The sequence below is a fragment of the Bradyrhizobium genosp. A genome, from assembly GCF_049949275.1.
GTDB lineage: Bacteria > Pseudomonadota > Alphaproteobacteria > Rhizobiales > Xanthobacteraceae > Bradyrhizobium.
On sequence record NZ_CP188196.1, the window covers coordinates 4,623,824 to 4,649,172 of the forward strand.

Here is a 25,349-nt window from a genome sequence, read left to right on the forward strand (position 1 = left end):
CGATGGACGACCTGAAATCGATCATTGGAAAAGTGGCGACCGGCGCCAGCCTGTCGCGTGACGAGGCCGCCTCCGCCTTCGACGCCGTGATGTCCGGCGAGGCCACGCCCTCGCAGATGGGCGGCCTGTTGATGGCGCTCAGGGTACGCGGCGAGACCGTGGACGAGATCACCGGTGCGGTCACGGCGATGCGTTCGAAGATGCTCACTGTCGATGCCCCTGCGGGCGCCGTCGACATCGTCGGCACCGGCGGCGACGGCTCCGGCTCGGTCAACGTCTCGACCTGCGCGTCGTTCATCGTCTCGGGCACCGGCCTGCCGGTCGCCAAGCACGGCAACCGCGCACTATCCTCGCGCTCGGGCGCCGCCGACGTGCTGGCCTCGCTCGGCGTGAAGATCGACCTCAAGCCCGAGCAGGTCGGGCGCTGCGTGCGCGAATGCGGCATCGGCTTCATGTTCGCGCCGGCTCATCATCCGGCCATGAAGAACGTCGGCCCGACCCGGGTCGAGCTCGCCACCCGCACGATCTTCAATCTGCTCGGACCGCTGTCCAACCCCGCCGGCGTGAAGCGGCAGATGGTCGGTGTGTTCTCGCGGCAATGGGTGCAGCCGCTGGCGCAGGTGCTGAAGAATCTCGGCTCCGAATCCGCCTGGGTGGTGCACGGCTCCGACGGGCTGGACGAGATCACTCTCACCGGCCCGACGTTCGTCTCCGCGCTCGACAATGGCGAGATCCGGAATTTCGAGGTGACGCCTGAGGACGCCGGCCTGTCGCGCTGCGAGCCCGGTGCGCTCAAGGGGGGCGATGCCGAAGCCAATGCGACCGCGCTGCAAAGCGTGCTCGACGGCAAGCCGAGCCCCTATCGCGACGTCGCGTTGATCAACGCGGCGGCTGCACTGATCGTCGCCGGCCGCGCCAAGGACCTCAAGGAGGGCGTCGCGATCGGTGCAAAGTCGCTCGACAGCGGCGCGGCGAGCGCGCGGCTGAAGCATCTGATCGCGGTCTCGAACAGCTGAGCCTGTCATGTCTGATATCCTGACCAAAATCGAAGCCTACAAGCGTGAGGAGATTGCCGCAGCCAAGCGCGCGCAGCCGCTCTCCGCCATCGAGGCCAAAGCCAAGGCGCAAGGCGCGCCGCGCGGCTTCGTGCGCGCGATCAAGGCCAAGCACGCCGATGGCGACTATGCGCTGATCGCCGAGGTGAAGAAGGCCTCGCCGTCCAAAGGGCTGATCCGCGCCGATTTCGATCCGCCTGATCTCGCCAAGGCCTATGAGGCGGGCGGCGCGGCCTGCCTGTCGGTACTGACCGACACGCCCTCGTTCCAGGGCCATCTCGACTTCATGGTCGCGGCGCGCGCGGCGACGTCGCTGCCGGTGCTGCGTAAGGATTTTCTGTTCGACACCTATCAGGTCGTCGAGGCGCGTGCCCACGGCGCCGATTGCATCCTCATCATCATGGCCGCACTCGATGACGCCACGGCCAAGGACCTCGAAGACGCAGCGCTTGCCTATGGCATGGACGTGCTGATCGAGATCCACGATCGCGCCGAGCTCGACCGGGCACTGAAGCTGCGCTCGCCGATGATCGGCGTCAACAACCGCAATCTGCGCACCTTCGAGACCACGCTTGCGACCAGCGAGACGCTGGCGCCGCTGATCCCCGGCGAGCGGCTGATGGTCGGCGAGAGCGGCATCTTCACGCCTGCCGATCTCGCCCGGCTCGAGCGCGTCGGCATGTCGACCTTCCTGGTCGGCGAGAGCCTGATGCGGCAGGCCGACGTCACCGCGGCGACGCGCACGCTGCTCGCGCGCGACACCAAGGCCCGCGCCACGGGCACGCGCTGATATGGCGCGCAAGCCGTCCAAGGCCAAGCCGTCGAAGACCAAGCCGTCGAACAAGGCGAGCCCTGCCCTCACCCATATCGGCGCCTCCGGCGAAGCGCGGATGGTCGACGTCTCGGACAAGGCCGCAACCGAGCGGCTCGCCGTCGCCGAAGGGCGCGTCGTCATGGAGAAGGCGACGCTCGACCTGATCGTCTCCGGCAATGCCAAGAAGGGTGACGTGCTCGGCACCGCGCGGATCGCCGGAATCATGGCGGCGAAACGGACCTCCGAGCTGATCCCGCTCTGTCATCCGCTCGCGCTCTCGAAAGTCACGGTCGACATCGAGCCCGACGCCAGGCTGCCGGGCTGTGTGGTGCGTGCCAGCGTCAAGGTGACCGGCCCCACAGGCGTTGAGATGGAAGCGTTGACGGCGGTCTCGGTCGCCTGCCTTACAATCTACGACATGATCAAGGCGGTGGAACGCGGCGTCCGCATCGAGGGCATCCATCTGATCGAGAAGCTCGGCGGCAAGTCGGGCCACTACCGCGCCTGACCACAATTCCTACTTCAGCGACGCGCTGATCGAACCGAATTTTGCATTGAGCCTGCTGCCCATACCGCTCACGACGGTGATGATGGCGAGCGCGATTCCGGCGGCGATCAGGCCGTATTCGATCGCGGTCGCACCGGATTCGTCGGCGAGGAAGTTCTTCAAAGTCTTTTTCATGATCGTATCCTCTCTGCGTCGATGCAAACCCAATTCGCAAATCGCGCGCCAACGCGGCAGCGAGGATCGTCAACACGTTAGATGGTTAAGCGCTGGTTGATGTCGCTGCGACCGGCAAGAACTGACCGGCATCACGGCCATCGCAGGCAAAACCTGCACACCTCTCGCCATCAGCATGGATTGCATTTTCGCGTTGCGGTTTATGTCGCGTTAACCGCGCTTCCTAACGCCGCCTCCACATCGATCCCGTAAACCGACGGATGTTATGGGGGTCATGAATTGACCCTGACGTGTGTACGGCAACGTTCGACATGATGACGAGATACGGCAGTCGCCTCCTTGACCAGGCCTTCGTCCGCAGCGGACCGATCCGCTGGCTGGTGGTGGGCGGCACACTCCTGATCGCTGCGATCGCCGTCGGCGCGACGCTGATGGCACAGAATTTCCGCGAGCGCGCGCTGCGCAACTCCGGCCGTGAGCTGGAAAACACAGTGCTGCTGCTCGCCCATCATTTCGATCAGCAATTGCAGGATTTCGCAGTCATCCAGAAGGATTTCGTCGGCCATTTGCGCGCGACCGGAATCACGACCGCGGAGGACTATCGCAGGCGCCTTGCCGGCCAGGACGTGCACCAAATGCTGCGTTCGAAGATCGAGGCGCTGCCTTACGTGGGCGGCGTCAACGTCATCGACGCCGACGGCAATGTGATCAATTCCTCGACGACATGGCCGGCCCCGAAGGTCAACGTTGCCGACCGCTCCTATTATCGCACCTTCCGATACGATCCGCAGGCGCCCGACGTGCTGATCGAACCGGTGCACAGCCGCATCTCCGGCGCCTGGACCATCCTAATCGTGCGCAAGATCATGGGACCGCACGGCGAGTTCATGGGCATCGTCGGACGGGGCATCGAGCCGGCCAATTTCGAGAAATTCTTCGAGACCGTCATGCTCGGCGAAGGCGCGACGATCTCGATGCTGCATCGGGACGGCACTTTGCTTGCTCGCTTCCCTCATTCCGGCGAGACGATGGGACACAATTTCAGGAACGGCTCGTTCGAGCAGCAAAAGATCTTTGCGCTCGATCACTTCGCCGGACGCTTCGTGAGCCCGGTCGACGGCGAGGACCGGCTGGTCTCGGCGCGTGTCCTGCCCCACTTCCCGATCCTGATGATGGCGACGACCACGCGCGCGGCGGCGCTTGCCGACTGGCGCGAGCAAATCGGCATCCTGGTTTCGGTCGCCGGCGCCTCTGCGCTCGCGATCGCCGGCGTGCTGATCGCGATCGTGCGCAAGCTCCTGGAGCAGCATCGCATGTCCCGGGAGCGGCTGACGCTGGAGAAGCAGCGCCTCGACCGCGCCGTCAACAACATGACCCAAGGCCTGCTGCTGTTCGATGCCTCGCAGCGGCTCGTGGTCTGCAACCAGCGCTACATCGAGATGTACGGCCTGTCGGCCGAGATCGTGAAGCCCGGCTGCAGCTTTCTCGACATCATCGCCCACCGCAAGGCCATCGGTTCGTTCCCGGGTGACGCGGATCAGTATGTCGCGCGTGTGCTGCGCGACATCCACGTGCGCAACTCAATGGTCGTCGACACCAGCGATGGCCGCTCGATCCAGATCGTCAACGAGCCGCTCGGTGATGGCGGTTGGGTCGCGACCCACGAGGACATCACCGAACGCCGTCGCATCGAGGAGCGCATCACCCATCTCGCGCACTACGACGCGCTAACCGACCTGCCGAACCGCACCATGTTCCACGAACACCTGCGTGGAGAGCTTCTCGCCATTGTCGACGGCGAAGAGCTCGCGGTGCACTACATCGACATCGACGAATTCAAGGGCGTCAACGACGCGCTCGGCCATCTGGTCGGCGACGAACTGTTGAAGTCAGTGGCGGAGAGCCTGCGCGCTTGCGCTGGACCGACCGATTTCGTGGCGCGGCTCGGCGGCGACGAGTTCGCGATCGTGCAGAGCGCGGTGACCTCGCAGGACCAGGTCAACGAGCTCGTCGCGCGGGTCTTCGCGGCGATCCGCACGCCGTTCGACTGCATGGGCCATCATCTCACCACCGACGCCAGCATCGGCATCGCGCTGGCACCGCGACACGGCACTGCGCTGGACCAGATCCTGAAGAATGCGGACATGGCGATGTACGCCGCCAAATCGGCTGGACGGCGCACCTACCGTTTCTTCGAGCCGGAAATGGACGCCAAAGTGCACGAGCGGCGCCAATTGGAGACCGACCTGCGCCACGCCATCGCCCATGGCGGCCTCGAGGTCTATTACCAGCCCTGCCTCAGCCTCAAGGACGACCGCATCTCCGGCTGCGAGGCGCTGGTGCGCTGGCGCCACCCCGAGCGCGGCATGGTTTCGCCGGCCGAGTTCATCCCGATCGCCGAGGATACCGGGCTGATCAACGAGATCGGCGAATGGGTGCTGGCGACTGCCTGCCGCGACGCTGCCGGCTGGCCCGACGACATCCGCCTCGCCGTCAACGTCTCGCCGGTGCAGTTCAAGAGCGGCACGCTGGCGCTGAAGATCATGGCAGCGCTGGCCGCCTCCAATCTGCCGGCGAGCCGGCTCGAGCTCGAGATCACCGAGGCCGTGCTGATCCGCGACGACGAGACAGCGCTTGCGATCCTGCACCAGCTCCGCGCCATCGGCGTCCGCATCGCACTCGACGATTTTGGAACCGGCTACTCCTCGTTGAGCTATCTGCACCGCTTCCCGTTCGACAAGATCAAGATCGACCGCTGCTTCGTCAGCGACATTGCGGGCCCCGACGGCTCTGCCAGCATCGTGCAGGCCGTGGTCAATCTCGCCAGCGCCCGCCGCATGGCGACCACGGCCGAAGGCGTCGAGACCGAGGAACAGCAGCGGCTGCTGCGCGCGCTCGGCTGCTCCGAGATGCAGGGCTACCTGTTCAGCGCCGCGAAGCCGGCCGACAAGGTGATGGAGCTGTTCGCGCTCCATCGCAGCCGCCTCGCTCAGCGCGACGGCAACGAAGCTCGCCGCCGCGAGGCAAGCTAGTCGGCGTGCCGCCGGGAACGATCCTGGCCTGTCACCTAGCTCAATGAATCCGAGCTAAGATGACGTCCCAAAACGAAATCGCCCGGGAGCGGTCATCCACTCCCGGGCGATCTGTGAAGGTCGCAAAGACCGATAGCGTTTAGTTCGGCACCGTGGTCTTCGGCGCCGGCTTCGCGGCTGCCGCGTTCACGGTGACGCCATGCAGGAAGTCGTAGGCCGCGTGCAGCGCCTTGTCGTCCTTCTCTTCCGGCGGGACATAGGACTGCGATCCGGTCTGCTCGGTGCCGTCGGCGGCCTGCAGATGGCCGCGCATCTGCGACTCCGCCATGGTGTCGACGCGGCCCTTCAACTCAGCCGGCACGTCCTGGAGGATCTCGATGTCAGGCGCGATGCCCTGGGCCTGGATCGAACGACCTGACGGCGTGTAGTAGCGCGCCGTGGTCAGCGCCAGCGCACCGTTGCCGGTGCCGAGCGGAATGATGGTCTGCACCGAGCCCTTGCCGAACGAGCGCGTACCGATGATCGTGGCACGCTTATGGTCATGCAGCGCGCCAGCCACGATCTCCGAGGCCGAAGCCGAGCCGCCATTGACCAGAACCACCAGCGGCTTGCCCTTGGTGAGATCGCCGCCATGCGCAGTGAAGCGCTGGGTCTCTTCCGGATTGCGGCCGCGGGTCGAGACGACTTCGCCGCGTTGCAGGAACGCGCTCGACACCGACACGGCCTGGTCGAGCAAGCCGCCCGGATTGTTGCGCAGGTCCATCACATAGCCGACGAGCTTTTCCTGCGGGATATCCTTGGAGATCGAGGCGATCGCCTTCTTCAGACCGTCGGTGGTCTGCTCGTTGAACGAGGTGACGCGGATGTAGCCGATGTCGCCGTTTTCGACGTGGAAGCGCACCGGGCGGACGTGGATGATCTCGCGCTTGATTGCGACATCGAGCGGGGCGTCGGCGCCCTTGCGCACGATGGTGAGCTTGGTCTGGGTGTCGACCGGGCCCTTCATCTTGTTGACGGCCTGCTCGAGCGTCATGCCCTGCACGCCCTCGCCGTCGATCTTGCTGATGAGGTCGCCGGACATGAGGCCAGCCTTCGACGCCGGCGTGTCATCGATCGGCGAGACGACCTTGACCAAGCCCTCCTCCATCGTGACCTCGATGCCGAGCCCGCCGAATTCACCGGAGGTGGTCTCCTGCATCTCGGTCCAGGCCTTGTCGTTCATGTAGCGCGAATGCGGATCGAGCGAGGTCACCATGCCGGTGATCGCGCCTTCGATCAGCTTGGAATTGTCGGGCTTCTCGACATAGCTCGCCTTCACCCGCTCGAAGACCTCTCCGAACAAATTGAGCTGGGAATAGGCATCATCCGCGCCCGCCGCCGCCCGAGCCGCCCATAGTCCGCCCTGCGGACCGGATACGAGGAGGGTCAGGCATGCTCCGGTGAGCGCGCCCAGGGGGAACAGCAGGGTTTTCCGCATGGAATGGTTGGCCTTTTCGCTGGGGACGGGACGCCACGCAAATGGCGATCCAGCCCGGTTCTCACAATACCATTCAGGTTTCTTCAAGGCCGGGCTGCCACGCCCGCGGATATACCGCAAAAATCCCTTCGCCTGGCCTAAACTTTTGGCAACGTTCCGAGACCTCCGAGACCATTGCCCGCCAAGCGGGAATCGATCGGTCGAACCACGCTTCGCAGCTATGCGATTTTAGGATGGTTTTGGAGGGCCGGACGAGATACCCGATGACATAAGGCTTCAAATTCTCGGGAGGATAACAATGAACGAAGCACTCCGGCCGGACCGGAACGTCGAGCTCGGCGCCAGCAACGAGCCGTTCCAAAACCTGCACGAATTCATCCGGAAAGCGCGTTCCAACCTCAACCAGAACGCCTGGGATTACATCGTCGGTGCCGCCGAGACCGAAACCACGATGCGCCGCAACCGCATGGCCTTGGACGAGATTGCTTTCCGCCCGCGTGTGCTGCGTGACGTGCGCCAGGTCTCCGGCTCGGTTGAGCAGTTCGGCCGCAAGATGCGCTTGCCCGTGGTGCTCGCCCCCGTCGGCGCGCTGGAAATCTTCGATCCGCATGGAGCAGCCAGCGTCGCGCGCGCGGCCGGCACCTTCGGCGCCTCACACATGTTGAGCTCGGTGTCCGAGCCCGGCCTGGAGAAGACCGCCGAAGCCGCCCCCGATGCGCTGCGCATGTACCAGCTTTATGTCCGCGGCGATGACGCGTTCGTTGCCGACATCGTCAGCCGCGCCGAGAAGGCCAATTGTGCCGCCTTCTGCCTGACCGTCGATACCGCCCATTACAGCCGTCGTGAGCGTGACATCGCCAAGCGCTACGTTCGCGAAAGCCGCCTGCGCGCCACTGGCGGCGATTTTCAGAAGGGGCTGGAGTGGCGGACCGTGAAGATGGTCAAGGACAAGTTCAGGATACCGCTGATCCTCAAGGGCATCGCCACCGCCGAGGACGCGCAGATCGCGGTCGATCACGGGGTCGAGTGGATCTACGTCTCCAATCACGGCGGCCGCCAGCTCGATCACGGCCGCGGCGCCATGCATGTGTTGCCGGAGATCGTTGACGCCGTGAAGGGCCGCGCCAAGATCATGGTCGATGGCGGGATCTGCCGCGGCACGGACATCGTCAAGGCGATCGCGGCGGGCGCCGACCTCGTCGGCATCGGCCGGCTGCAATGCTGGGCCCTGGCGGCGGCCGGCGAGACCGGCGTGACGCGGATGCTCGAGCTGCTCGAGGACGAGGTGCTGCGCTGCCTCGGCCTGCTGGGCGCCACCTCGTTCGCCGAGGTCGACAAATCCTGCTTGCACCAGGCCACTGCGACCAATGCGCCGAGTGTGTTCAGCGCATTCCCGCTGTTCGACCATGAGCCCTATCGATACTGACGAGAACAGGACGCAATGACATCGCTCTCTCCCGGCAGCGCGGACGCGCTTCTGTTCGATCTCGGGCGCGTGGTGCTCGACATCGATTTCTCCAAGGCGATCGCCTGCTGGGCGGGACATGCAGGCCTCAAGCCCGAAGCCATCGTGACGCGCTATGAGCGTGACAGCGAGGCTTACCGGCTGCACGAGGTCGGCAAGATCAGCGACCAGGACTATTTCCAGTCGCTGCGCGCATCGCTTGGCATCGGAATTTCGGATGCGCAATTCCTGGAGGGGTGGAACGCGATCTTCGCCGGCGAGATGCCTCACATCGCGGAATTGCTGCCGCGCGCGGCGAAGCAGATGCCGCTCTATGCCTTCTCCAACACCAACCGACCGCATGTCGACCATTTCTCGAAAGAATATGCCGATCTGCTCAGCCATTTCCGCGAGCTGTATCTCTCCTCCAGCATCGGCCTGCGCAAACCTGATGCGGAAGCCTTCGACCATGTCGTCGCCGCGATGGGGGTGCCCGCGAACCGGATCGTGTTCTTCGATGACCTCGCCGAGAACGTCGAAGGCGCCCGCGCCCGCGGGCTGATGACGGTGCATGTCACCTCGCCCCGCGACGTCGGCATCGCATTGAAGGCGCTGGGGATCTGACCGCCGATTCCGGAACAATTACACCCGGAAATGAGGAACCAAAACACTTTGTGCATTTTTGTACAGAGTTCCGGGAACGGAATGCCCGCCTCCGGACTCTTAGAGTCCGTTGGGACTTCTACGAACGGACGTGTCATCGTGTTGGGCAAAACCTACCTCACCAAGCAGGCCTCCCTGCTGGTCAAATTCGCCAGGACTACCTCGGATTCCGAGCTGTCCGCCAAGCTGATGAGCAAGGCGGCTGATCTGAAATCTCAGGCCGATCCGATGCCCGACAAGGATCAGGGCCCCAAGGCGCCTGATGTCGCCGAAGACAGAAACTCGGCAAGGGGAAATCCGATAGACCCGTCGTGATGCTCGGCCCGGCGCCTCGGCGAAACTGCTTGCGCGAGCGCTGCGGTCTCACCCGCGCCGAAGCTCTCTTCGCCCTCGATATCGTCAAGGGCGGTGACCGCAGGGACGCCGCCGGGCGGCTCAGCGTCACCGACGGAACCGCGCGCAGCCACCTGTCGAAGATTTTTGATGAGACCGGCGTGAGCCGGCAGGCCGAGCTGGCGCGGTTGTTGTGGCAGAAATAGCTGGCCTCAGCGCCCTCTTATCCATTTTGCCTCGGCGCGCGCGCTCGGCTAGAACGCTTGCTGCAACCTGATCCTTGTGTTGCCCAAGCAGGAGCTTTCACCCGTGGCCCTGATGCCGGTCTCCGATGCGCTTGCTGCCGTGCTCGCGGGTGCGGAGCCGCTACCTGAGGAATCGGTCGCGCTCGACGAGGCCTTCCATCGCGTGCTCGCGCGCGACGTCGCTTCGCGGCGCACACAGCCGCCGCAGGCGATGTCGGCGATGGATGGCTATGCCGTGCGCGCGGCCGATGCGGCCAAGATTGATACGCAGCTCAACGTCATCGGCGAGGTCGCCGCCGGCCGTCCGTTTGCAGGAACTGTCGGCGCCGGCGAAGCCGTACGGATCTTCACCGGTGGCGTCGTTCCCGACGGCGCCGATGCGGTCGTGATCCAGGAGGACACCGTCGCCGATGGCAAGCGCATCGCGATCAAGGAGGCAGCCGTCACCGGGCGGCACATCCGCCCGGCCGGCATCGACTTCTCCGAGGGTGACGTGCTGCTGCGCAAGGGCGCCCGGCTGACCGAGCGCGACCTCGCGCTCGCCGCCGGCATGAATCACCCGCAGCTTGCGGTCCGCCGCCGTCCAAAGGTCGCGATTCTCGCTACCGGCGACGAGTTGGTGATGCCGGGCACCACGCCCGGCCATGGCCAGATCGTTTATTCCAACGGCTACGCCCTGCACGCGCTCGCCCGCAGCGAGGGTGCTGACACCATCGACCTCGGAGTTGCCACCGACACGCTTGCCGCCACCACCGCCGGCATCCGCCGCGCGCGCGACTCCGGCGCCGACATCCTGATTACGACGGGCGGTGCCTCGGTCGGCGACCACGATCTGGTGCAACAGGCGCTCCGCGACGAAGGCACCTCGATGGCGTTCTGGAAGATCGCGATGCGGCCGGGCAAGCCGATGATGAACGGGCAGCTCGGGGCGATGCGCGTGATCGGCCTGCCCGGCAATCCCGTGTCATCCTACGTTTGCGGCTTCCTGTTCATGGTGCCGCTGATTCGCGCGTTGTCGGGCCGTTCCGTGGTTCATCATCGACGCGAACGCGCCGTGCTCGGCCGCGACGTCGGCGCCAATGACCAGCGCGAGGATTATCTGCGCGCCCGCCTCGATGTGCGTGATGACGGCACGCTGATCGCCCTTCCCGTCAATCACCAGGACTCCTCGCTGCTTGCGAATCTCGCTGCGGCACAGGCACTTCTCGTGCGCACACCGTTCGCACCGAAGGCCGAAGCGGGAGCGCCCTGCGAGGTGCTGCGACTGCCCGTCTGAGCGCATCGTTCGCAACCGTTCCGCGAACTTTGTCGCGTTCACGGTAAATTAAGCAGTTGCGGAACATGTATCGAACATATAGTGTCCGTTCATGATTTGTTTCGAGCGTGGAGCGGCTTATTGCTGAATTCAGCGGTCTCGGAATCGAACGACATCAACCGGGGGACTTTGGTCGAGATGTTAACGCGCAAACAATACGAGCTCCTGCGGTTCATCAGCGAGCGCCTGAAGGAAAGCGGCGTGCCGCCCTCCTTCGACGAGATGAAGGACGCGCTCGATCTGCGCTCGAAATCGGGCATCCATCGCCTGATCACGGCGCTCGAAGAGCGCGGCTTCATCCGCCGCCTGCCCAACCGCGCCCGCGCGATCGAGGTGATCAAGCTGCCCGAACTTCAGGCCGCCGCCGGCACCCGCCGCGGCTTCACGCCGAGCGTCATCGAAGGCAATCTCGGCAAGGTGCGCACGACCTCGAGCCCACTCGCCGAGGAGGGTGAGCGTCCCGTCGCAGTGCCCGTGATGGGCCGGATCGCGGCTGGTACGCCGATCGAGGCGTTGCAGACCCGCAGCCACACCATCAGCGTCCCGCCCGACATGCTCGGCTCGGGCGAGCACTACGCGCTCGAAGTGCGTGGCGACTCCATGGTGGAGGCCGGCATTCTCGACGGCGACATGGCGCTGATCCAGCGCAACGAGAGCGCCGACACCGGCGACATCGTGGTCGCCCTGATCGACGACGAAGAAGCGACGTTGAAGCGTTTCCGTCGCCGCGGCGCCTCGATTGCGCTCGAGCCGGCGAATGCTGCCTATGAGGTCCGTATCCTGCCGCCCAACCGGGTCAAGATCCAGGGCAAGCTGATCGGGCTGTACCGGAAGTACTGAGCGCGTCGCAATCGACGACCGCCATCAACGATAGGAGCGGACGATTGTCCGCTCCGGCTGGATAGTCTTTCTGGTTTTGCACAGATTATCCGGCCCCCTCTTCAGCCCTACATCCTCGGCACGCCACAACGAAGCACGCATCGCTTCGCCGGCCTTTGAGAGACCGAGGAGACCACCATGCGCAAAATCGCATTGAGCACTATAGCAACGGCGCTGATCGCAGCATCAGCGTCGCAAGGCTTCGCTGCACAAAAGCAGCACCACGCCCGCAAAGCGTCGCAGGCAACGAGCGAGCAATTCCGCGATGCCCGCAACGCCGTCACGCAGCCGACACAGCCGGCCTGGCAGTATTCGGGCTGGTCAGCGCCCGCAGGCCGTTGACCGAACGGCTCTCCAAATGCACAGGAGCAGGCTTTGTTCCTCGCATATTTGAAAAAGATATTGTGATGGTGGCTTGCGGATCCAAGCCGCAGATTTGCCCACAACCAAGCAGACGCTTGCTAACTTCCACTCTGATAGAGGCCTGCGCCTCAGAAGGGGCGCGGTGCTCTATCCTGATTGAGGAGCACCCGATGTGTGACTATAGCCTGCATGCCGTCGCGACGCGTCCCGCAGAGGTTGGCGAGACGATCGTCACGACAACGTTCCGCGGCACCTCGACGCGCGGCTTCGCCTCCGAGGCCGACATGTCCGTTGCAGTCTGCCTGCTGCCGGGAACGGAGCTCGCCTTCGCCGACAACGTCCGCTACGACAATCGCTGGATCTGGACGCGCACCGTCAACTCGCGCGTCGGCAAGTTCGGCAAGGTCGATCCGCACATTCCCGATCGTCATCACGACGCGATCGAATTTCCCGACGGCAAATACGTCCTGGTGACGCAGCTCGTCGAAGGTCAGCGTGCAACCGTGCTGCAGCTGCCCGTGACCCAGCCGCTTGGCGAGCGCGAGCACAAGCCGCAGGTCATCGCCGACAGCCACTCGACGTCCCCGCGTCTGCCGATCGGCTAAAGGGTCGGTCTCAGTCCTCGGCCTGAAGATCGGCTTCCGACGGTGTTGCATCCCGGACGCGCGGAGTTGCGGACCGCGGCATGAGGGTCAGTTCGAAATCTCCATCGCCGGCCGCCGCCGGCGACCAGGGGCGGTTTGCGCCCCTCGCTTTCACCGACGCAATCGTAAAACCGTCGCCACGCTGCGTCAGCGCCAGCGCGCCTTGGCGCGCGAGACGCAGCCGATCGACCACCATCGCACCACAATCCGGTGGCGCGGGCCTTGCGGTCACCACCAGTGCCGCGCGGCTGCAATCGTCGCTCAGCGCGTCGATGCGTAGCGCCTGCGCAATCATCCGGCCGTCGGCGAGCGGCGTGACGCAACCGGACTCGTCGCACGACACGCCGTCACTGAATGAGGCGCTGGCGGGATCGCGCGGGTCCGCGTCCGCCGCGAGCCACTCCTTGATCAGGAAATTGTCCTTGTTGGTCCTCATCAGATGCAGCTGCCCGTCCCTGCCCCGCACTGCGACGCTCCGGCCGTCACCGGCGATAAGAATGTCGGGCTGCCGGACCGACAGACCCCAGACGGTTGCCGCCATGAGTACGAAGGCGCCCGACCAGCGCAGGGGCGTGCGCAGCAGGCCCATCAGGACCAGGCCGAGGCTCGCACCGATCAGCGGCGCAATGCCAAAGGCGCCGACATGGCCGATCGCGCCGGGCAACGCGGCGACCCAGCGTGACACCGCCACCATCCAGTCGATCCCGATTCCCATCAGCCACCAGAACACACTGTCGAGCCCGAACGGGGCCGCGAGCAATCCCAGCAGTCCAGCTGGCATCACCAGCGCCGACACCACCGGCATCGCGCCGAGATTGGCAAGCACGCCGTAGGGCGTCACGCGGTGGAAATGAAAGGCGGCATAGGGCGTGGTCGCAAACCCCGCGATCATCGAGGCCATGAACAACATCGCGATCTCGCGGCCGCCCCAGAGCGCGATGCGCGCGGTCGTCGAATGATCGGGCGAGGCAAACAGGTTCGGCATGCCGATTTGCACCAGCGCCACGAGCCCGAGCGTCGCCGCGAACGACATCTGGAAGCTCGGATGCACCAGCGCCTCAGGCGCGACCGCAAGCACGATCAACGCCGCCACCGCCAGCGTGCGGAATGTGATCGCGCGGCGATCGACCATCACCGCGATCAGCACCACGGCGGTCATGAAGAACGACCTTTGGGTCGCGACCTCCGCGCCCGAGAGCAGCAGATAGAACGCCGACGCGACCAGTGCCGCTGCGGCCGACCATTTCTTGATTGCGAAGCCGACCGCCAGCCCGGGGATCAGCGCCAGCAGCGCGCGAACCGCGAAGAAGACGACGCCGGCGACGACGGCCATATGGTAACCGGAGATCGACAGAACATGGCCGAGGCCGGAGATGAACATCGCGTCGTTGACGGGCGTGGTGATCGCATCGCGGCGGCCGGTCAAAAGCGCAGTCGCGATCGCGCGGTTGTCGCCATCGAGCGTGGCGCGGATGCGCGCGTCGATGGCATCGCGCAGGCCCTGCATGACCGCCGCATAGCGCAGCTGCAGGCCGCCGGCATCGGGCGGCGCGGTCGCACTGATTGCGCCCATCACAAAACCGGAGGCGCCGATACCCTGGAAGAACATGTCGCGCGAGAAATCGTAGCTGCCCGGCCGCAGCGGCGCGAGCGGCGGCATCAGCCGCGCCTTCAACTGGACGAAGCTGCCGACGTCCGGCGCCGTGCCCTTGCGCACGGAGAGGCGGACACGCTCGAGCTTCACGTCGCTGCGTTGCGCCTCCATCGCGGTGACGCGCAGCACGAAGCGATCGGTGCGTTCGCGGATGTCGCGGGTCTCGACGAAACCCGACAGCGACACCGAATAAAGCGGCTTTGCGAGCACATTGTGCGCGATGCGCGTCGTCTTCCACGTCGGCATGGCAAAACCGGCTGCCACCGCCGCGATCATGATCGCCGGCGCAAACCACCGGCTCCGCCGCAACAACACCGCCCCGAACGCCAGCGCCACCGCCATCGGGGCAACGACCCACAGCACCGGCTCATGATCGGCGGCAAAGTAGAGCGCGATGCCGCAGCCGAAGGCGATCGGTACCCAGGGAAACAGTCGCCCGGCGCCGGCTTCGGCCTTTGCCCATTCGCGCAGCGTCCCTAAGATCGCGGGCCAAACGCCAAAGCCCGCCGGCACAAAGCCGCCGGCAGGCGCGGCCCGGCCGGTCGTCGGCCAAGTCCCGGCGATACCCTGCGAGGCACGCTGTGGCCGGCCCGGCTCCGCCATTCCTTAGCAACCCTGCCTTAGCAACCCTGCGATACGCGACGGGTCCAGAGGCTACCGGAACGTGCAGGCGGCCGAATGGGGATTATATACTTGACACCACATCCCGCGGAATGTAGTTCCGAGCCTGCGGACGGTGCTTCGGTGCCGAACGCTGGCGCGCCCGAGATTGATCCCAACTATGCTGCCGCCCTTGTGACGGACGCTCTGGCAGTAGAGGAGCCAGAGCTTAGGCACGGCTACTATCCGCGCGCGCATCCGCTTGCGGTATTCGGCCGGACTGGTGGCATGGACATCGCTTTCGTTTTTGACCGGCAGTGGCGCCGGCTGCCCGATACTGCCTTCCATCATGCCGCGGTCGAGGTCGGCATAGAGTGCGGGAAATCTATCGAGGCCGAAGATTATGCCTCTGGGGCCGCGTTCTTTTTGACGGCTTTGAGACGATCGGGGTGGACCGTGGAGCCCCCGACTGAGCCCGATCCCATGATTTATAAGCCTCGCTCAGATACATGAAGCATTGGCGGACATAGGCGCAGAATTCGAGTTGTGCTTGGAGCAAGGGCAGATCCAAATACAAGGGATTTGCCATTAAGTTAGTAATCAATGCTGGTTGAGTAGCCAATTGCTCAAGGTTGACGAAGAAAAGCCCATCCAGCTGCGTCCAGCCCCATTGGCAATGGGCATATTGGTTGCGCGTCTTTCGGCACCAATTGAGATCGCTGATAGCTTCTTTTAGGTCCGCCTCTAGCCCGGCCTTTGCGTAATCCGGTAGAAGTAGCCTCTTCGCTTCCTTGACGCGGCGTTCCGCGTTCGTATCTTTGAAGAGGCTCCTGACAGGAGTATCGAGCTGATATTCTGCCCCGACAAGGCACGCCAAGAGGGTGGTTTCGAGTTCGCCGTATCCAACCAGGATTAGCCCGATAATTCTGCCCTCTTCGTTGGCTTGGTTTGGAATCTCAAAGCATGGCATCAACATCATGAATGACTCCAAATCGACAAAGGAAACGGGCCAATACGACGAAAAAGAAGCGCAAGAGCGTTTCGAGGCTGCGCTACGTGGCGCGCTGAAAACGCCTCATGAGCCGTTGAAGGAAAAGCCGAAGGTGAAGCCGAAGAAAAATGAATCACGTAGGGCCAAGAAAGAATAACTGTACACCTTTCGGCGGGCCGAATTCCTTGATGCTCTGAATAAGGCCTGCTTTCGCAGCTTCCTCAGCCGTGAACCATAGGTCTGCGAAACGATGCGTTTCTTTTTGCTTTTTTGTTAGGTTCAGATTTGACGCTGTGAAAATTGCTTCGGTTCTAGCATCATCTTTCAAGACACTTTGCGTCATGGCTTCAAGGCGATCTGACGTTGCTCCAATAGCCGGTGAGGTTGTCCTATGAATCATAAAAGTAGCGAGCGAACTGGAAACCCTGTTTGCCGCGCCAAGGAAGGCAATTACTCCGGCCGACTGTACGCTTCCGATGCTGTAGAGCGTCAATGGGATGGGGAAAGAGCGAAATATATTGTAGAGGGCGACTCCGTCGGCCACGGTGCCGCCGGCGGTCTGGAATGCCAAATGAACGTGTGTGATCCTATTGTTGGTGGTAACGGCGGCAGCATTGCCAACTCGACTTACGGCGGCCTGATCGATAGGACCGGCGAAGATGCCGTAGACTTCATTAGGCGGCTGAGCCGCTTGGGGTTCGGCAGTATCGGTCATGTTGTCTCTCGAATGAATGCGGTTGCGAAAAATAGAGGGCACAACCTAGCGCGTCCGCCAGTATTTGACGAATCGCGGCCTAGGCTTGGGCTGGGGATAACGATTGGCTCGCCAGCGCAGGAAGCGCCGGGCCAATCGCTTAAAGTCCCGCTCAGTTAGTTTGTCGATACGTCAGACGCTTGCCAGCCGCGCCTTTGATGGCAAGGTCCGCACGTTCCCCGTCCTCGATGCCGAGCGCAACGCGGTTGCTATAGCGGAAATCGAATTCTGAAAGATAGCGGTGAAGGTGCTTCTCTGAGCAGTGCTGATAGACGCCCTTCATGCCGCGCTTGAAGATCGAATAATAGCCCTCGACGGTGTTGGTGCTGATGGTGGTGGTAACGACAATCGGCTTGCCGTCGTCGCGCAGCTTGTCAGTCACCGTGTTGCGATAGCGGGCATACTGATCCTTGCTATGCGTCACGGTGTCGTGGCTCAGGCCCTCGATGTTGGAAATGATTTTGTAGGACGGCGCTTCGTCCGTCATCAGGTGCGCCTCACGGCTGAGATTGGCGCGGATGATGGGCATGATGTCGCCAGTGCGCGTTCCATCGATATGGAAGCTGCGGGCTGAGCCGCCGCGCTCCACAAGCGTAAGAATGACGTTCTTGTTCGACCAAGCGAGGCGGCCCTTCTTGGGCTGGCCCTCAAGGAAGCCATAGAACGTTTCGTCCACTTCAACCGGCTTGCCGCCGCCGCCCATCGGGGGGAGCAGGCCGCCAGCGCGCATTGCCTCACGGATGCGATGCGAGAGGAACCAGGCGGACTTATAGGTGATGCCCAAGGTGCGGTGGAGTTGGTGCGAGCTGACGCCCTTCTTGCTCGATGCCATTAGGTAGAACGCCTGTAGCCAGACGTTGAGCTTGATGTGGCTGCTTTCCATCACGCTCTTGGTGGTGACGGAGAAGTCCTTACGGCACTCCTTGGAGGCACAGCGGTAGACGCCGGGCTTCTTGGTGGCATAGGAGCCATTGACGACGCCGCAGTGCGGGCAAACGCGATCAGTGCCCCAGCGGAGGGCTTCAAGATAGGTCCGCGCAGCCTCGACGTTCTGGAAGTGAGGAGCATTGAAGCTGGCGTTCTTGATGGGCGGTTTGGCTGCGGGCACTGTCTGTTCCTCGGACACGGTTCGTTCGTGATCCACGTCAAGGAAACTATACCCAGTACCTTGTGGTGTCAAGTATATAATCCCCGGCCGAATAGCGGTACGGATCAGGAACGAAGGGGCCGCAGCCCTACTTTTCCTCTTCCATCGTCACGGCGACATCCGCCTTGGCCGACAGTCGGACCTTGTTGCCCTCGACACCGGCGACGAGGCCCTTGTCGATGAAATGGTGGTGGCCCTTGTGGCTGCCCTCGCCGCTGTCCTTCTTGGTCAGCTTGATGCGGTTGCCTTCGACCTTGTCGACGGTGCCGACATGGACGCCGTCGGCACCGATGACTTCCATATGCTCTGCGATGTTTTGCATGGGGGATCCTTGATTGGGGACCCACACAACGCGCCGGGGGCGCGTTCGTTGCTTTCACGGGAATGACGATGCCGTGTGACAACTCGGCCCGTCAGCCTTTGGCGACTTCCTTCGCGAAGGTATCGCGCAGGCCGATGGTGCGTGAAAACACCGGCTTGCCCGGCCTTGAGTCCTTGTCGCGCACGAAATAGCCTTGGCGCTCGAACTGCATCGGCTCAGCCGAATTGCTCTCGGCAACCGATGCCTCGATCCGCGCATCGGAGAGTATCTCCAGCGAGTTCGGATTGAGGTCGGCAGCAAAATTCGAGGCGTCCGGGCTCGGATCGGCGAACAGCTGGTTGTAGATGCGGATCTCCGCAGGCACCGAATTCGCCGCCGGCAGCCAGTGCATGGTCGCCTTGACCTTGCGGCCGTCGGGCGCGTTGCCGCCCTTGGTCGCGGGATCGTAGGTGCAGCGCAGCTCCACCACCTCGCCGGCGTCGTTCTTGATCACGCCGGTGCACTTGATGAAATAGGCGTAGCGCAGCCGCACCTCGTTGCCGGGCGACAGGCGGAAGAACTTTTTGGGCGGGTTCTCCATGAAATCGTCCTGCTCAATATAGAGCTCGCGGCCGAACGTGATCTTCCGCGTGCCGGCGCTGGGATCATCAGGATGGTTGATCGCCTCGAGCTCCTCGGTCTGCCCTTCCGGATAGTTCTCGATCACGACCTTCAGCGGCCGCAGCACGCCCATGCGCCGCTGCGACGTGCGGTTCAGCTCCTCGCGGATGCAGAACTCGAGCATGCCTACATCGACCACACTGTTGGCCTTGGCCACGCCGATGCGCTTGACGAATTCGCGGAGCGCAGCCGGCGGCACGCCGCGGCGGCGCATGCCCGCCATGGTCGGCATGCGCGGATCGTCCCAGCCGGCGACATGGCCGTCGCGGACGAGCTGGGTCAGCACGCGCTTGGACAAGAGCGTGTAGGTCAGGTTCAGCCGCGCCATTTCATACTGGTGCGGCTTCGACGGCACCGGCAGCTTTTCGATGAACCAGTCATAGAGCGGCCGGTGATCCTCGAATTCCAGCGTGCAGATCGAATGGGTGATGCCTTCAATGGCGTCCGACTGGCCGTGGGCATAGTCGTAGCTCGGATAAATGCTCCACTTGGTCCCGGTGCGCGGATGGTGCGCATGCAGGATGCGATACAGCACGGGGTCGCGCAGATTGATGTTGCCCGCGGACATGTCGATCTTGGCCCGCAGCACGCGCGCGCCGTTCGGGAATTCGCCCGCCTTCATGCGGCGGAACAGGTCGAGATTCTCGTCGACCGAGCGGTCACGGAACGGCGAGTTCTTGCCGGGCTCGGTCAGCGTGCCGCGCGCGAGGCGGATCTCCTCCTGGGACTGGTCGTCGACATAGGCGAGCCCGTCGCGGATCAGCTTCTCCGCCCATTCGTACAGGCGGTCGAAATAGTCAGAGGCGAAGAACAGGTTCTTGCCCCAGTCGTAGCCGAGCCAGTGCACGTCGGCCTGGATGGAATCGATATATTCCTGCTCTTCCTTGACCGGGTTGGTGTCGTCGAAGCGCAGGTGGCAGCGGCCCGGAAACTCCTGGGCAATGCCGAAATTGAGCGCGATCGACTTAGCGTGGCCGATATGCAGGTAACCGTTCGGCTCCGGCGGGAACCGGGTCACGATCTCCCTGTATTTGCCCGCGTCGAGATCGGCCTGGACGATGTCGCGAATGAAATCGCGCCCAACCTCAGCTGCCACCGGTTCTGTGCTCATCCGAAAATCCTGTAGGGAAATCAGCGGCCCTTCTGCCAAATTCGAGGCCCTAGGCCAAGTCCCATGCCCACTTCCCGATCAAACTTCAGCGATCCTGGCACGAACGCGCTCGACGAAGGCAGCCCGGGATGCCCGCGAGGAGCGATCCATATCGTAATGCGCCAGATAGAACGACCGGACACGCGGCCCGCACATCGGCTTCAGCGCGCGGAGCAGCACCTTGCGGCCAGGGTCCTGCATGACAATCCGGCTCAGCCACCAAGGGGAGCCGTAGCTCGTCACGACGCCGAACAGGCGGATGTTGGTCAGCAGCGGCTTGATGCGCCCGCCCTTCAGATCGTGGGCGAATGCCGTACCCGGCGCCCAGACCCGGTCGAAATAGCCCTTGAGCATGGCAGGCATCGAAAACCACCAGTGCGGAAAGCAGAAGATGATGCCATCTGCGCGCCGTACGTGCCCGATGAGGCGCGCCATGGCGTCCTCGGCATAGGGGCCCTGATAGTAGCTGCGCCGCTCCGCCTCCGTCATCGCCGGGGAAAAACCCTCGCGGTAAAGATCGGTCGCGATCACCTCGTGTCGAGGCTTCAACGTCTCGACAATGGTATGAAACAGCGCATGGTTGTAGCTATCCGCGAGTGGATGGCTATGAACGACCTGGATTAGCATTGGCACAATCTCCCGGCCCTATGATACACGGTCGCCCGTCAACCACCCTCCTTATCCTGCGCGGTCAATGAACACATCTTCCGTCGTTACACGCTTCGCTCCCTCCCCGACCGGCTTCCTCCATATCGGGGGCGCCCGCACCGCGCTGTTCAACTGGCTCTATGCGAAGAAGCACGGCGGCAAGATGCTGCTGCGGATCGAGGACACCGACCGGGAGCGCTCTACCGAGGCTGCGATCGGCGCGATTCTGGACGGGCTGAAATGGCTGGAGCTTGGCTGGGATGGCGACGTCATCTACCAGTTCAGCCGCGCCGCCCGCCACCGCGAGGTCGCCGAGCAGTTGCTCGCAGACGGCAAAGCCTACCGCTGCTATGCCACCGCCGAGGAGCTCACCGCCATGCGCGAGAAGGCGCGCGCCGAGGGCCGCACCCGCCTGTATGACGGCCTATGGCGCGACCGCGATCCCGCCACGGCGCCGTCTGACGTCAAGCCCACCATCCGCCTGCGCGCGCCACAGACCGGCGAGACCGTGATCGAGGACCAGGTCCAGGGCCGCGTGGTCTGGCAGAACGAGAACCTCGACGACCTCGTCCTGCTGCGCGGCGATGGCAACCCGACCTACATGCTCGCGGTGGTCGTGGACGACCACGACATGGGCGTCACCCATGTCATCCGCGGCGACGACCATCTGATCAACGCCGCCCGCCAGAAGCAGATCTACGATGCAATGGACTGGGCGCTGCCGAGCATGTCCCACATCCCGTTGATCCACGGTCCGGACGGCTCAAAGCTGTCCAAGCGTCACGGCGCGCTCGGCGTCGATGCCTACCGCGCCATGGGATACCTGCCGGCCGCGCTCCGCAACTACCTCGTCCGCCTCGGCTGGAGCCATGGCGACCAGGAGATTTTTTCGACCGAGGAGATGATCGCAGCGTTCGATCTCGCCAATGTCGGCCGCGGCGCGGCGCGCTTCGATTTCGCCAAGCTGGAAAACCTCAACGGCCACTATATCCGCCACGCCGACGATCAATCACTTGTGAAGGCGTTCGAGGACGTGCTCGACCACGTCGTGCCCAGCCGCGACGACATCAAGGCCAAGTTAAACGACAGCACTCGGGCGCAGCTGCTCAAGGCCATGCCGGCCCTGAAGGAGCGCGCCAAGACGCTGATCGAGCTGATCGACGGCGCATACTTCATCTTCGCCGATCGGCCGCTGGAGCTCGATCCGAAGGCCGCAGCCCTGCTGACGCCGGAAAACCGCAAGCTGATCGGCCAGCTGCATTCCGCGCTGGAGAATGTCGAGACCTGGAGCGGCGCCAGCACGGAGGCCGCGCTTCGCGCTTTTGCCGAGGAAAATGGTCTGAAGCTCGGCGCGGTCGCGCAGCCGTTGCGGGCGGCGCTGACCGGGCGGACCACGTCGCCTGGTATATTTGAGGTTTTGGACGTGCTGGGACGCCAGGAAAGTCTGGGCCGGCTTGAGGATCAGGCCCAGGACTAGGCCAAGACTAAACCAAGGATTAGGCCAAGAGCGGCTACGACGTAAGTCGACCATGCGCGGCGCCATCTTGCAGCGCACACGGCAATAATATACCCATCTTGGCCGTACCTTCTGGAATATCCGGCCTGCCCCGCCATCTCATCGGGGCCACCGGCTCCGGCTCGTTTCACCACACATCGGGGACCTCTGATGGACGCAAACGCAAGCAATAAGACCGCCACGCTGACGGTCGGAAACAAGAATTTCGATCTTCCGATTCACAGCGGCAGCGTCGGACCTGATGTCATCGATATCGGCAAGCTGTACGGCCAGTCCGGCCTGTTCACTTACGATCCCGGCTTCACCTCGACCGCGAGCTGCCAGTCCAAGATCACCTATATCGACGGTGACGCGGGCGTGCTGGAATACCGCGGCTACCCGATCGAGCAGCTCGCCGAGAACGGCGACTTCCTCGAGACCTGCTATCTCCTGCTTTACGGGGATCTGCCGACCGCCGCGCAGAAGAAGGATTTCGACGACCGCGTGATCCATCACACGATGGTGCACGAGCAGATGGCCCGGTTCTTCCAGGGCTTCCGCCGCGACGCCCATCCGATGGCCGTGATGGTGGCTTCCGTCGGCGCGCTCGCCGCGTTCTATCACGATAGCACCGACATCAACGATCCGAAGCAGCGCATGATCGCTTCCATGCGCATGATCGCCAAGATCCCGACCTTGGCCGCGATGGCTTACAAGTACACGATCGGCCAGCCCTTCGTGTACCCGAAGAACTCGCTGAAGTTCGCCGAGAACTTCCTGCACATGTGCTTCGCCGTGCCGTGCGAGGAGTACAAGATCAATCCGGTGCTCGCTGACGCGCTGGACAAGATCTTCATCCTGCACGCCGACCACGAGCAGAACGCCTCGACCTCGACGGTGCGCATCGCCGGCTCCTCCGGCGCCAACCCGTTCGCCTGCATCGCCGCCGGCATCGCCTGCCTCTGGGGCCCGGCGCATGGCGGCGCCAATGAAGCCGCGCTTGCGATGCTTGCCGAGATCGGCTCCGTGGACAAGATCCCCGAATTCATCGCCAAGGTGAAGGACAAGAACTCCGAAGTCCGCCTGATGGGCTTCGGTCATCGCGTCTACAAGAACTACGATCCGCGCGCCAAGATCATGCAGAAGATGTGTCACGCCGTTCTTAAGGAGACCGGCCATGGTGATGATCCGATGCTGAAGGTGGCGCTCGAGCTCGAGAAGATCGCGCTCAGCGACCAGTACTTCATCGACCGCAAGCTGTATCCGAACGTCGACTTCTATTCGGGCATCACGCTGAAGGCGATGGGCTTCCCGGTCTCGATGTTCACCGTGCTGTTCGCGGTCGCCCGCACCGTCGGCTGGATCAGCCAGTGGAGCGAGATGATCGAGGACCCGCAGCAGAAGATCGGCCGTCCGCGCCAGCTCTACACCGGCGTCACCCGCCGCGACTACGTCGCGATCAAGGATCGCAAGTAAGTCTTAGCCATCACGGCTTTCGAAACGGCGCCATCTCCGGATGGCGCCGTTTTTGTTTTTGCAGCGACCTTGTAGGGTGGGCAAAGCGCAGCGTGCCCACCACCTCTCCAGCATCGGAGCCAGAAATGGTGGGCACGCTGCGCTTTGCCCACCCTACGAAACTGATTGGACCGCGCTCCAATCTTGCTGCCGCGCACAACAACAAGTCGGCGCATCACGCCTGCGAGCGCTTGACAGTTGAAGTGCTCCACGCGCAAATTCTTACACTAAGTAAGAATGACGACAGGGATGGAAATGCCGGAGCAGCCGAGAAGTCGGCGGCAGACGCGCGCTGCCATTTTGACTCATTTGCTCCAGTCCGGCGGCTCGTTCCGGCCGCCGCTGGCGCGCGCCGTGCGCCTGTCCGAAGCAAGCCTGTCGCGCATCCTGTTCGACCTGAAGGCCGAAGGGCTGATCGAGGAAGTGCGCCGCCCGGCCCCTTATGTCGGCGGCCCGACTGGTCTCGTGTTGCTCGATGGTACGGTGGCGCTTGCCGCCCTCGAGCTGACCAGCCAGTGGCTCAGCGTCGGCGTTGGCGGCCTGTCCGGGGAGTTGCATTACACCGAGCGCGTGCCGCTGCCGAAGAAGCCGACCGTCGAATCCGTTGGCCGGGTGTTTGGCGAAGCGCTGGCATTGCTGCGCGACTGGACCCGCCGGCGCCGCATCAGGCTGGCACAAATCGGCGTTACCGTTCCTGGCCTCGGCCGCCTGAGCGTATCAGGCAACCCCATCATTCCCTGTGACGTCGAACGTATCGGCGACATGTTCGGCGAGTTGTTCGCGGGCGTGCCAGTCACCTTCATCAATTCGGTGGTGGCGCACGCGACCTTTCACCGTTGCCGCACCGAGAACTATCCGTTCAGCGATGCGCATCTGTTCGTCTTCGTCGGCCAGGGCGTCGCCGGCGCCTGGGTGGACGATCCGATCGAGGACGACGCGCTCGACCCGGTCGAACTCGGCCACATGGTGTTCGGAACCGACGGCCCGCGTTGCCGCTGCGGACATCACGGCTGCGTCGAAGCCTATACGTCGCTGCCGGCGCTGGCCGAGCTTCTGCGCGTCACCGAAGCCGAACTGCTCCAGCCGGGCAGCGAATGGGTGACCACGATCCCCCTTACATCGCGGGTGCGCCAGGAATTGCGCCAGCGCCTCTTCAGGCTTGGCCTCGCCATCGGCAACACATTGAACGTCAAGCCATGCCGCGGCGTTGTCGTCAGCGGCTGGCCATCGCTGCTCGCCGAGGACGATCGCAAGGCCGTTATCGACGGGATCGACTCCTGCCTGCTGGGCGGCCGGAAACTGGCGCAGGTGTCGCTCGCCTTCGTGCCGCCCTCGATGGGCAACGATCCGCAGGCCGCACTCGCCTTCGCCGCGCTCTGCCTGACCCGAAGCGGCGGCATGCCGGCCGCATCGACGGAGGCCGCCTGAAATAGCCTGCGCGACTCTCGCGCAAAAGAGAGTTCACAC

General features: G+C 63.6%; 25 protein-coding genes. 16 read left to right on the forward strand and 9 right to left on the reverse strand.

Translation table 11 applies throughout. From position 1 onward, the window contains the following. Positions 1–2: 2 nt before the first annotated feature. The 3 genes from trpD to moaC are packed head-to-tail and all read left to right on the forward strand — an operon-like array spanning position 3 to position 2,377. Positions 3–1,016 (forward strand): anthranilate phosphoribosyltransferase, encoded by a 1,014-nt coding sequence (gene trpD / locus ACP2YP_RS21475; RefSeq protein WP_426418353.1) that lies wholly within the window; start codon positions 3–5, stop codon positions 1,014–1,016. A gap of 7 nt (positions 1,017–1,023) precedes the next feature. Continuing rightward, positions 1,024–1,845 carry an indole-3-glycerol phosphate synthase TrpC gene (gene trpC, locus ACP2YP_RS21480; protein ID WP_426418354.1) on the forward strand — a complete coding sequence of 274 codons (822 nt, stop codon included), beginning with the start codon at positions 1,024–1,026 and terminating at the stop codon, positions 1,843–1,845. A gap of 1 nt (position 1,846) precedes the next feature. Further along, complete coding sequence (gene moaC, locus ACP2YP_RS21485) at positions 1,847–2,377, forward strand: cyclic pyranopterin monophosphate synthase MoaC (protein ID WP_426418355.1); 531 nt, start codon at positions 1,847–1,849, stop codon at positions 2,375–2,377. Between the two features lie 9 nt (positions 2,378–2,386). On the opposite strand, the gene ACP2YP_RS21490 is transcribed toward moaC, so the two are convergent. Further along, positions 2,387–2,551, reverse strand: a complete 165-nt coding sequence (locus ACP2YP_RS21490; RefSeq protein ID WP_426418356.1) for a Flp family type IVb pilin — start codon at positions 2,549–2,551, stop codon at positions 2,387–2,389. A gap of 311 nt (positions 2,552–2,862) precedes the next feature. Here ACP2YP_RS21490 and ACP2YP_RS21495 point away from each other — a divergent pair, with 311 nt between their 5' ends. Further along, the gene (locus ACP2YP_RS21495) at positions 2,863–5,583 is read left to right on the forward strand and encodes a bifunctional diguanylate cyclase/phosphodiesterase (protein ID WP_426418357.1); all 2,721 of its coding nucleotides are present in this window, start codon (positions 2,863–2,865) and stop codon (positions 5,581–5,583) included. A gap of 139 nt (positions 5,584–5,722) precedes the next feature. Here ACP2YP_RS21495 and ACP2YP_RS21500 read toward each other — a convergent pair whose 3' ends face one another. Further along, positions 5,723–7,060 carry a S41 family peptidase gene (locus ACP2YP_RS21500; RefSeq protein WP_426418358.1) on the reverse strand — a complete coding sequence of 446 codons (1,338 nt, stop codon included), beginning with the start codon at positions 7,058–7,060 and terminating at the stop codon, positions 5,723–5,725. Between the two features lie 298 nt (positions 7,061–7,358). Between ACP2YP_RS21500 and ACP2YP_RS21505 the strand changes: the two genes are divergently transcribed. From ACP2YP_RS21505 to ACP2YP_RS21540, 8 genes are all read left to right on the forward strand, one after another. Next, positions 7,359–8,486 carry an alpha-hydroxy acid oxidase gene (locus tag ACP2YP_RS21505; protein WP_426418359.1) on the forward strand — a complete coding sequence of 376 codons (1,128 nt, stop codon included), beginning with the start codon at positions 7,359–7,361 and terminating at the stop codon, positions 8,484–8,486. A gap of 15 nt (positions 8,487–8,501) precedes the next feature. Further along, positions 8,502–9,128, forward strand: coding sequence for an HAD family hydrolase (locus ACP2YP_RS21510; protein WP_426418360.1), 627 nt, complete (start codon positions 8,502–8,504; stop codon positions 9,126–9,128). A gap of 138 nt (positions 9,129–9,266) precedes the next feature. Beyond that, on the forward strand, positions 9,267–9,482 hold the full coding sequence (locus ACP2YP_RS21515; protein WP_426418361.1) for a hypothetical protein: 216 nt from the start codon (positions 9,267–9,269) through the stop codon (positions 9,480–9,482). 29 nt (positions 9,483–9,511) lie between these two features. Continuing rightward, positions 9,512–9,706 (forward strand): LuxR C-terminal-related transcriptional regulator, encoded by a 195-nt coding sequence (locus tag ACP2YP_RS21520; protein ID WP_426418362.1) that lies wholly within the window; start codon positions 9,512–9,514, stop codon positions 9,704–9,706. A 103-nt stretch (positions 9,707–9,809) separates the two neighbouring features. Beyond that, entirely contained in the window at positions 9,810–11,021 is a 1,212-nt protein-coding gene (gene glp, locus ACP2YP_RS21525; protein ID WP_426418363.1) for a gephyrin-like molybdotransferase Glp, read from the forward strand. A 177-nt stretch (positions 11,022–11,198) separates the two neighbouring features. Beyond that, a complete protein-coding gene (gene lexA, locus ACP2YP_RS21530) occupies positions 11,199–11,900 on the forward strand; it encodes a transcriptional repressor LexA (protein WP_426426219.1) in 702 nt (233 codons plus the stop codon). A gap of 177 nt (positions 11,901–12,077) precedes the next feature. Next, positions 12,078–12,281 (forward strand): hypothetical protein, encoded by a 204-nt coding sequence (locus ACP2YP_RS21535; protein ID WP_426418364.1) that lies wholly within the window; start codon positions 12,078–12,080, stop codon positions 12,279–12,281. Between the two features lie 191 nt (positions 12,282–12,472). After that, positions 12,473–12,907 (forward strand): hypothetical protein, encoded by a 435-nt coding sequence (locus ACP2YP_RS21540; RefSeq protein WP_426418365.1) that lies wholly within the window; start codon positions 12,473–12,475, stop codon positions 12,905–12,907. Positions 12,908–12,917: 10 nt separating this feature from the next. Here ACP2YP_RS21540 and ACP2YP_RS21545 read toward each other — a convergent pair whose 3' ends face one another. Continuing rightward, positions 12,918–15,203: a ComEC/Rec2 family competence protein gene (locus ACP2YP_RS21545; RefSeq protein ID WP_426418366.1), complete on the reverse strand. Its 2,286-nt coding sequence runs from the start codon at positions 15,201–15,203 to the stop codon at positions 12,918–12,920. 382 nt (positions 15,204–15,585) lie between these two features. Next, positions 15,586–16,179: a hypothetical protein gene (locus ACP2YP_RS21550; RefSeq protein WP_426418367.1), complete on the reverse strand. Its 594-nt coding sequence runs from the start codon at positions 16,177–16,179 to the stop codon at positions 15,586–15,588. Between ACP2YP_RS21550 and ACP2YP_RS21555 the strand changes: the two genes are divergently transcribed. Beyond that, positions 16,178–16,348, forward strand: a complete 171-nt coding sequence (locus ACP2YP_RS21555; RefSeq protein WP_426418368.1) for a hypothetical protein — start codon at positions 16,178–16,180, stop codon at positions 16,346–16,348. The genes ACP2YP_RS21550 and ACP2YP_RS21555 overlap by 2 nt on opposite strands. Here the strand turns inward: ACP2YP_RS21555 and ACP2YP_RS21560 are convergent. The 5 genes from ACP2YP_RS21560 to ACP2YP_RS21580 form a co-directional block, all read right to left on the reverse strand. Next, positions 16,325–16,906 (reverse strand): ATP-dependent Clp protease proteolytic subunit, encoded by a 582-nt coding sequence (locus tag ACP2YP_RS21560; RefSeq protein ID WP_426418369.1) that lies wholly within the window; start codon positions 16,904–16,906, stop codon positions 16,325–16,327. The genes ACP2YP_RS21555 and ACP2YP_RS21560 overlap by 24 nt on opposite strands. Positions 16,907–17,057: 151 nt before the next feature. Then, positions 17,058–18,032 (reverse strand): IS1595 family transposase, encoded by a 975-nt coding sequence (locus ACP2YP_RS21565; protein ID WP_426426220.1) that lies wholly within the window; start codon positions 18,030–18,032, stop codon positions 17,058–17,060. A 148-nt stretch (positions 18,033–18,180) separates the two neighbouring features. After that, a complete protein-coding gene (locus tag ACP2YP_RS21570) occupies positions 18,181–18,414 on the reverse strand; it encodes a DUF2171 domain-containing protein (protein WP_015685840.1) in 234 nt (77 codons plus the stop codon). Between the two features lie 91 nt (positions 18,415–18,505). Beyond that, a complete protein-coding gene (locus ACP2YP_RS21575; RefSeq protein WP_426418370.1) occupies positions 18,506–20,185 on the reverse strand; it encodes a glutamine--tRNA ligase/YqeY domain fusion protein in 1,680 nt (559 codons plus the stop codon). Positions 20,186–20,263: 78 nt separating this feature from the next. Further along, complete coding sequence (locus ACP2YP_RS21580; protein ID WP_426418371.1) at positions 20,264–20,851, reverse strand: NAD(P)H-dependent oxidoreductase; 588 nt, start codon at positions 20,849–20,851, stop codon at positions 20,264–20,266. Between the two features lie 67 nt (positions 20,852–20,918). Here ACP2YP_RS21580 and gltX point away from each other — a divergent pair, with 67 nt between their 5' ends. The 3 genes from gltX (at position 20,919) to ACP2YP_RS21595 (ending at position 25,310) form a co-directional block, all read left to right on the forward strand. Then, positions 20,919–22,349 (forward strand): glutamate--tRNA ligase, encoded by a 1,431-nt coding sequence (gene gltX, locus ACP2YP_RS21585; protein WP_426418372.1) that lies wholly within the window; start codon positions 20,919–20,921, stop codon positions 22,347–22,349. Positions 22,350–22,538: 189 nt separating this feature from the next. Then, a complete protein-coding gene (gene gltA / locus ACP2YP_RS21590) occupies positions 22,539–23,843 on the forward strand; it encodes a citrate synthase (RefSeq protein WP_426418373.1) in 1,305 nt (434 codons plus the stop codon). Between the two features lie 288 nt (positions 23,844–24,131). Further along, the gene (locus ACP2YP_RS21595; RefSeq protein WP_426426221.1) at positions 24,132–25,310 is read left to right on the forward strand and encodes an ROK family transcriptional regulator; all 1,179 of its coding nucleotides are present in this window, start codon (positions 24,132–24,134) and stop codon (positions 25,308–25,310) included. Positions 25,311–25,349 lie beyond the last annotated feature (39 nt).

What these genes read in the sequence shown, in the direction of transcription:
- ACP2YP_RS21510 (WP_426418360.1), top strand. Translation starts at nt 8,502, where the DNA reads ATGACATCGCTCTCTCCCGGCAGCGCGGACGCGCTTCTGTTCGATCTC.
- ACP2YP_RS21545 (WP_426418366.1), bottom strand. Translation starts at nt 15,203, where the DNA reads ATGGCGGAGCCGGGCCGGCCACAGCGTGCCTCGCAGGGTATCGCCGGG.
- gltA (WP_426418373.1), top strand. Translation starts at nt 22,539, where the DNA reads ATGGACGCAAACGCAAGCAATAAGACCGCCACGCTGACGGTCGGAAAC.
- moaC (WP_426418355.1), top strand. Translation starts at nt 1,847, where the DNA reads ATGGCGCGCAAGCCGTCCAAGGCCAAGCCGTCGAAGACCAAGCCGTCG.
- ACP2YP_RS21560 (WP_426418369.1), bottom strand. Translation starts at nt 16,906, where the DNA reads ATGACCGATACTGCCGAACCCCAAGCGGCTCAGCCGCCTAATGAAGTC.
- ACP2YP_RS21575 (WP_426418370.1), bottom strand. Translation starts at nt 20,185, where the DNA reads ATGAGCACAGAACCGGTGGCAGCTGAGGTTGGGCGCGATTTCATTCGC.
- gltX (WP_426418372.1), top strand. Translation starts at nt 20,919, where the DNA reads ATGAACACATCTTCCGTCGTTACACGCTTCGCTCCCTCCCCGACCGGC.
- ACP2YP_RS21490 (WP_426418356.1), bottom strand. Translation starts at nt 2,551, where the DNA reads ATGAAAAAGACTTTGAAGAACTTCCTCGCCGACGAATCCGGTGCGACC.
- ACP2YP_RS21540 (WP_426418365.1), top strand. Translation starts at nt 12,473, where the DNA reads ATGTGTGACTATAGCCTGCATGCCGTCGCGACGCGTCCCGCAGAGGTT.
- ACP2YP_RS21555 (WP_426418368.1), top strand. Translation starts at nt 16,178, where the DNA reads ATGAATGACTCCAAATCGACAAAGGAAACGGGCCAATACGACGAAAAA.
- trpD (WP_426418353.1), top strand. Translation starts at nt 3, where the DNA reads ATGGACGACCTGAAATCGATCATTGGAAAAGTGGCGACCGGCGCCAGC.
- ACP2YP_RS21495 (WP_426418357.1), top strand. Translation starts at nt 2,863, where the DNA reads ATGATGACGAGATACGGCAGTCGCCTCCTTGACCAGGCCTTCGTCCGC.
- ACP2YP_RS21500 (WP_426418358.1), bottom strand. Translation starts at nt 7,060, where the DNA reads ATGCGGAAAACCCTGCTGTTCCCCCTGGGCGCGCTCACCGGAGCATGC.
- ACP2YP_RS21570 (WP_015685840.1), bottom strand. Translation starts at nt 18,414, where the DNA reads ATGCAAAACATCGCAGAGCATATGGAAGTCATCGGTGCCGACGGCGTC.
- ACP2YP_RS21535 (WP_426418364.1), top strand. Translation starts at nt 12,078, where the DNA reads ATGCGCAAAATCGCATTGAGCACTATAGCAACGGCGCTGATCGCAGCA.
- ACP2YP_RS21550 (WP_426418367.1), bottom strand. Translation starts at nt 16,179, where the DNA reads ATGATGTTGATGCCATGCTTTGAGATTCCAAACCAAGCCAACGAAGAG.
- trpC (WP_426418354.1), top strand. Translation starts at nt 1,024, where the DNA reads ATGTCTGATATCCTGACCAAAATCGAAGCCTACAAGCGTGAGGAGATT.
- ACP2YP_RS21505 (WP_426418359.1), top strand. Translation starts at nt 7,359, where the DNA reads ATGAACGAAGCACTCCGGCCGGACCGGAACGTCGAGCTCGGCGCCAGC.
- ACP2YP_RS21595 (WP_426426221.1), top strand. Translation starts at nt 24,132, where the DNA reads ATGGAAATGCCGGAGCAGCCGAGAAGTCGGCGGCAGACGCGCGCTGCC.
- ACP2YP_RS21580 (WP_426418371.1), bottom strand. Translation starts at nt 20,851, where the DNA reads ATGCTAATCCAGGTCGTTCATAGCCATCCACTCGCGGATAGCTACAAC.
- lexA (WP_426426219.1), top strand. Translation starts at nt 11,199, where the DNA reads ATGTTAACGCGCAAACAATACGAGCTCCTGCGGTTCATCAGCGAGCGC.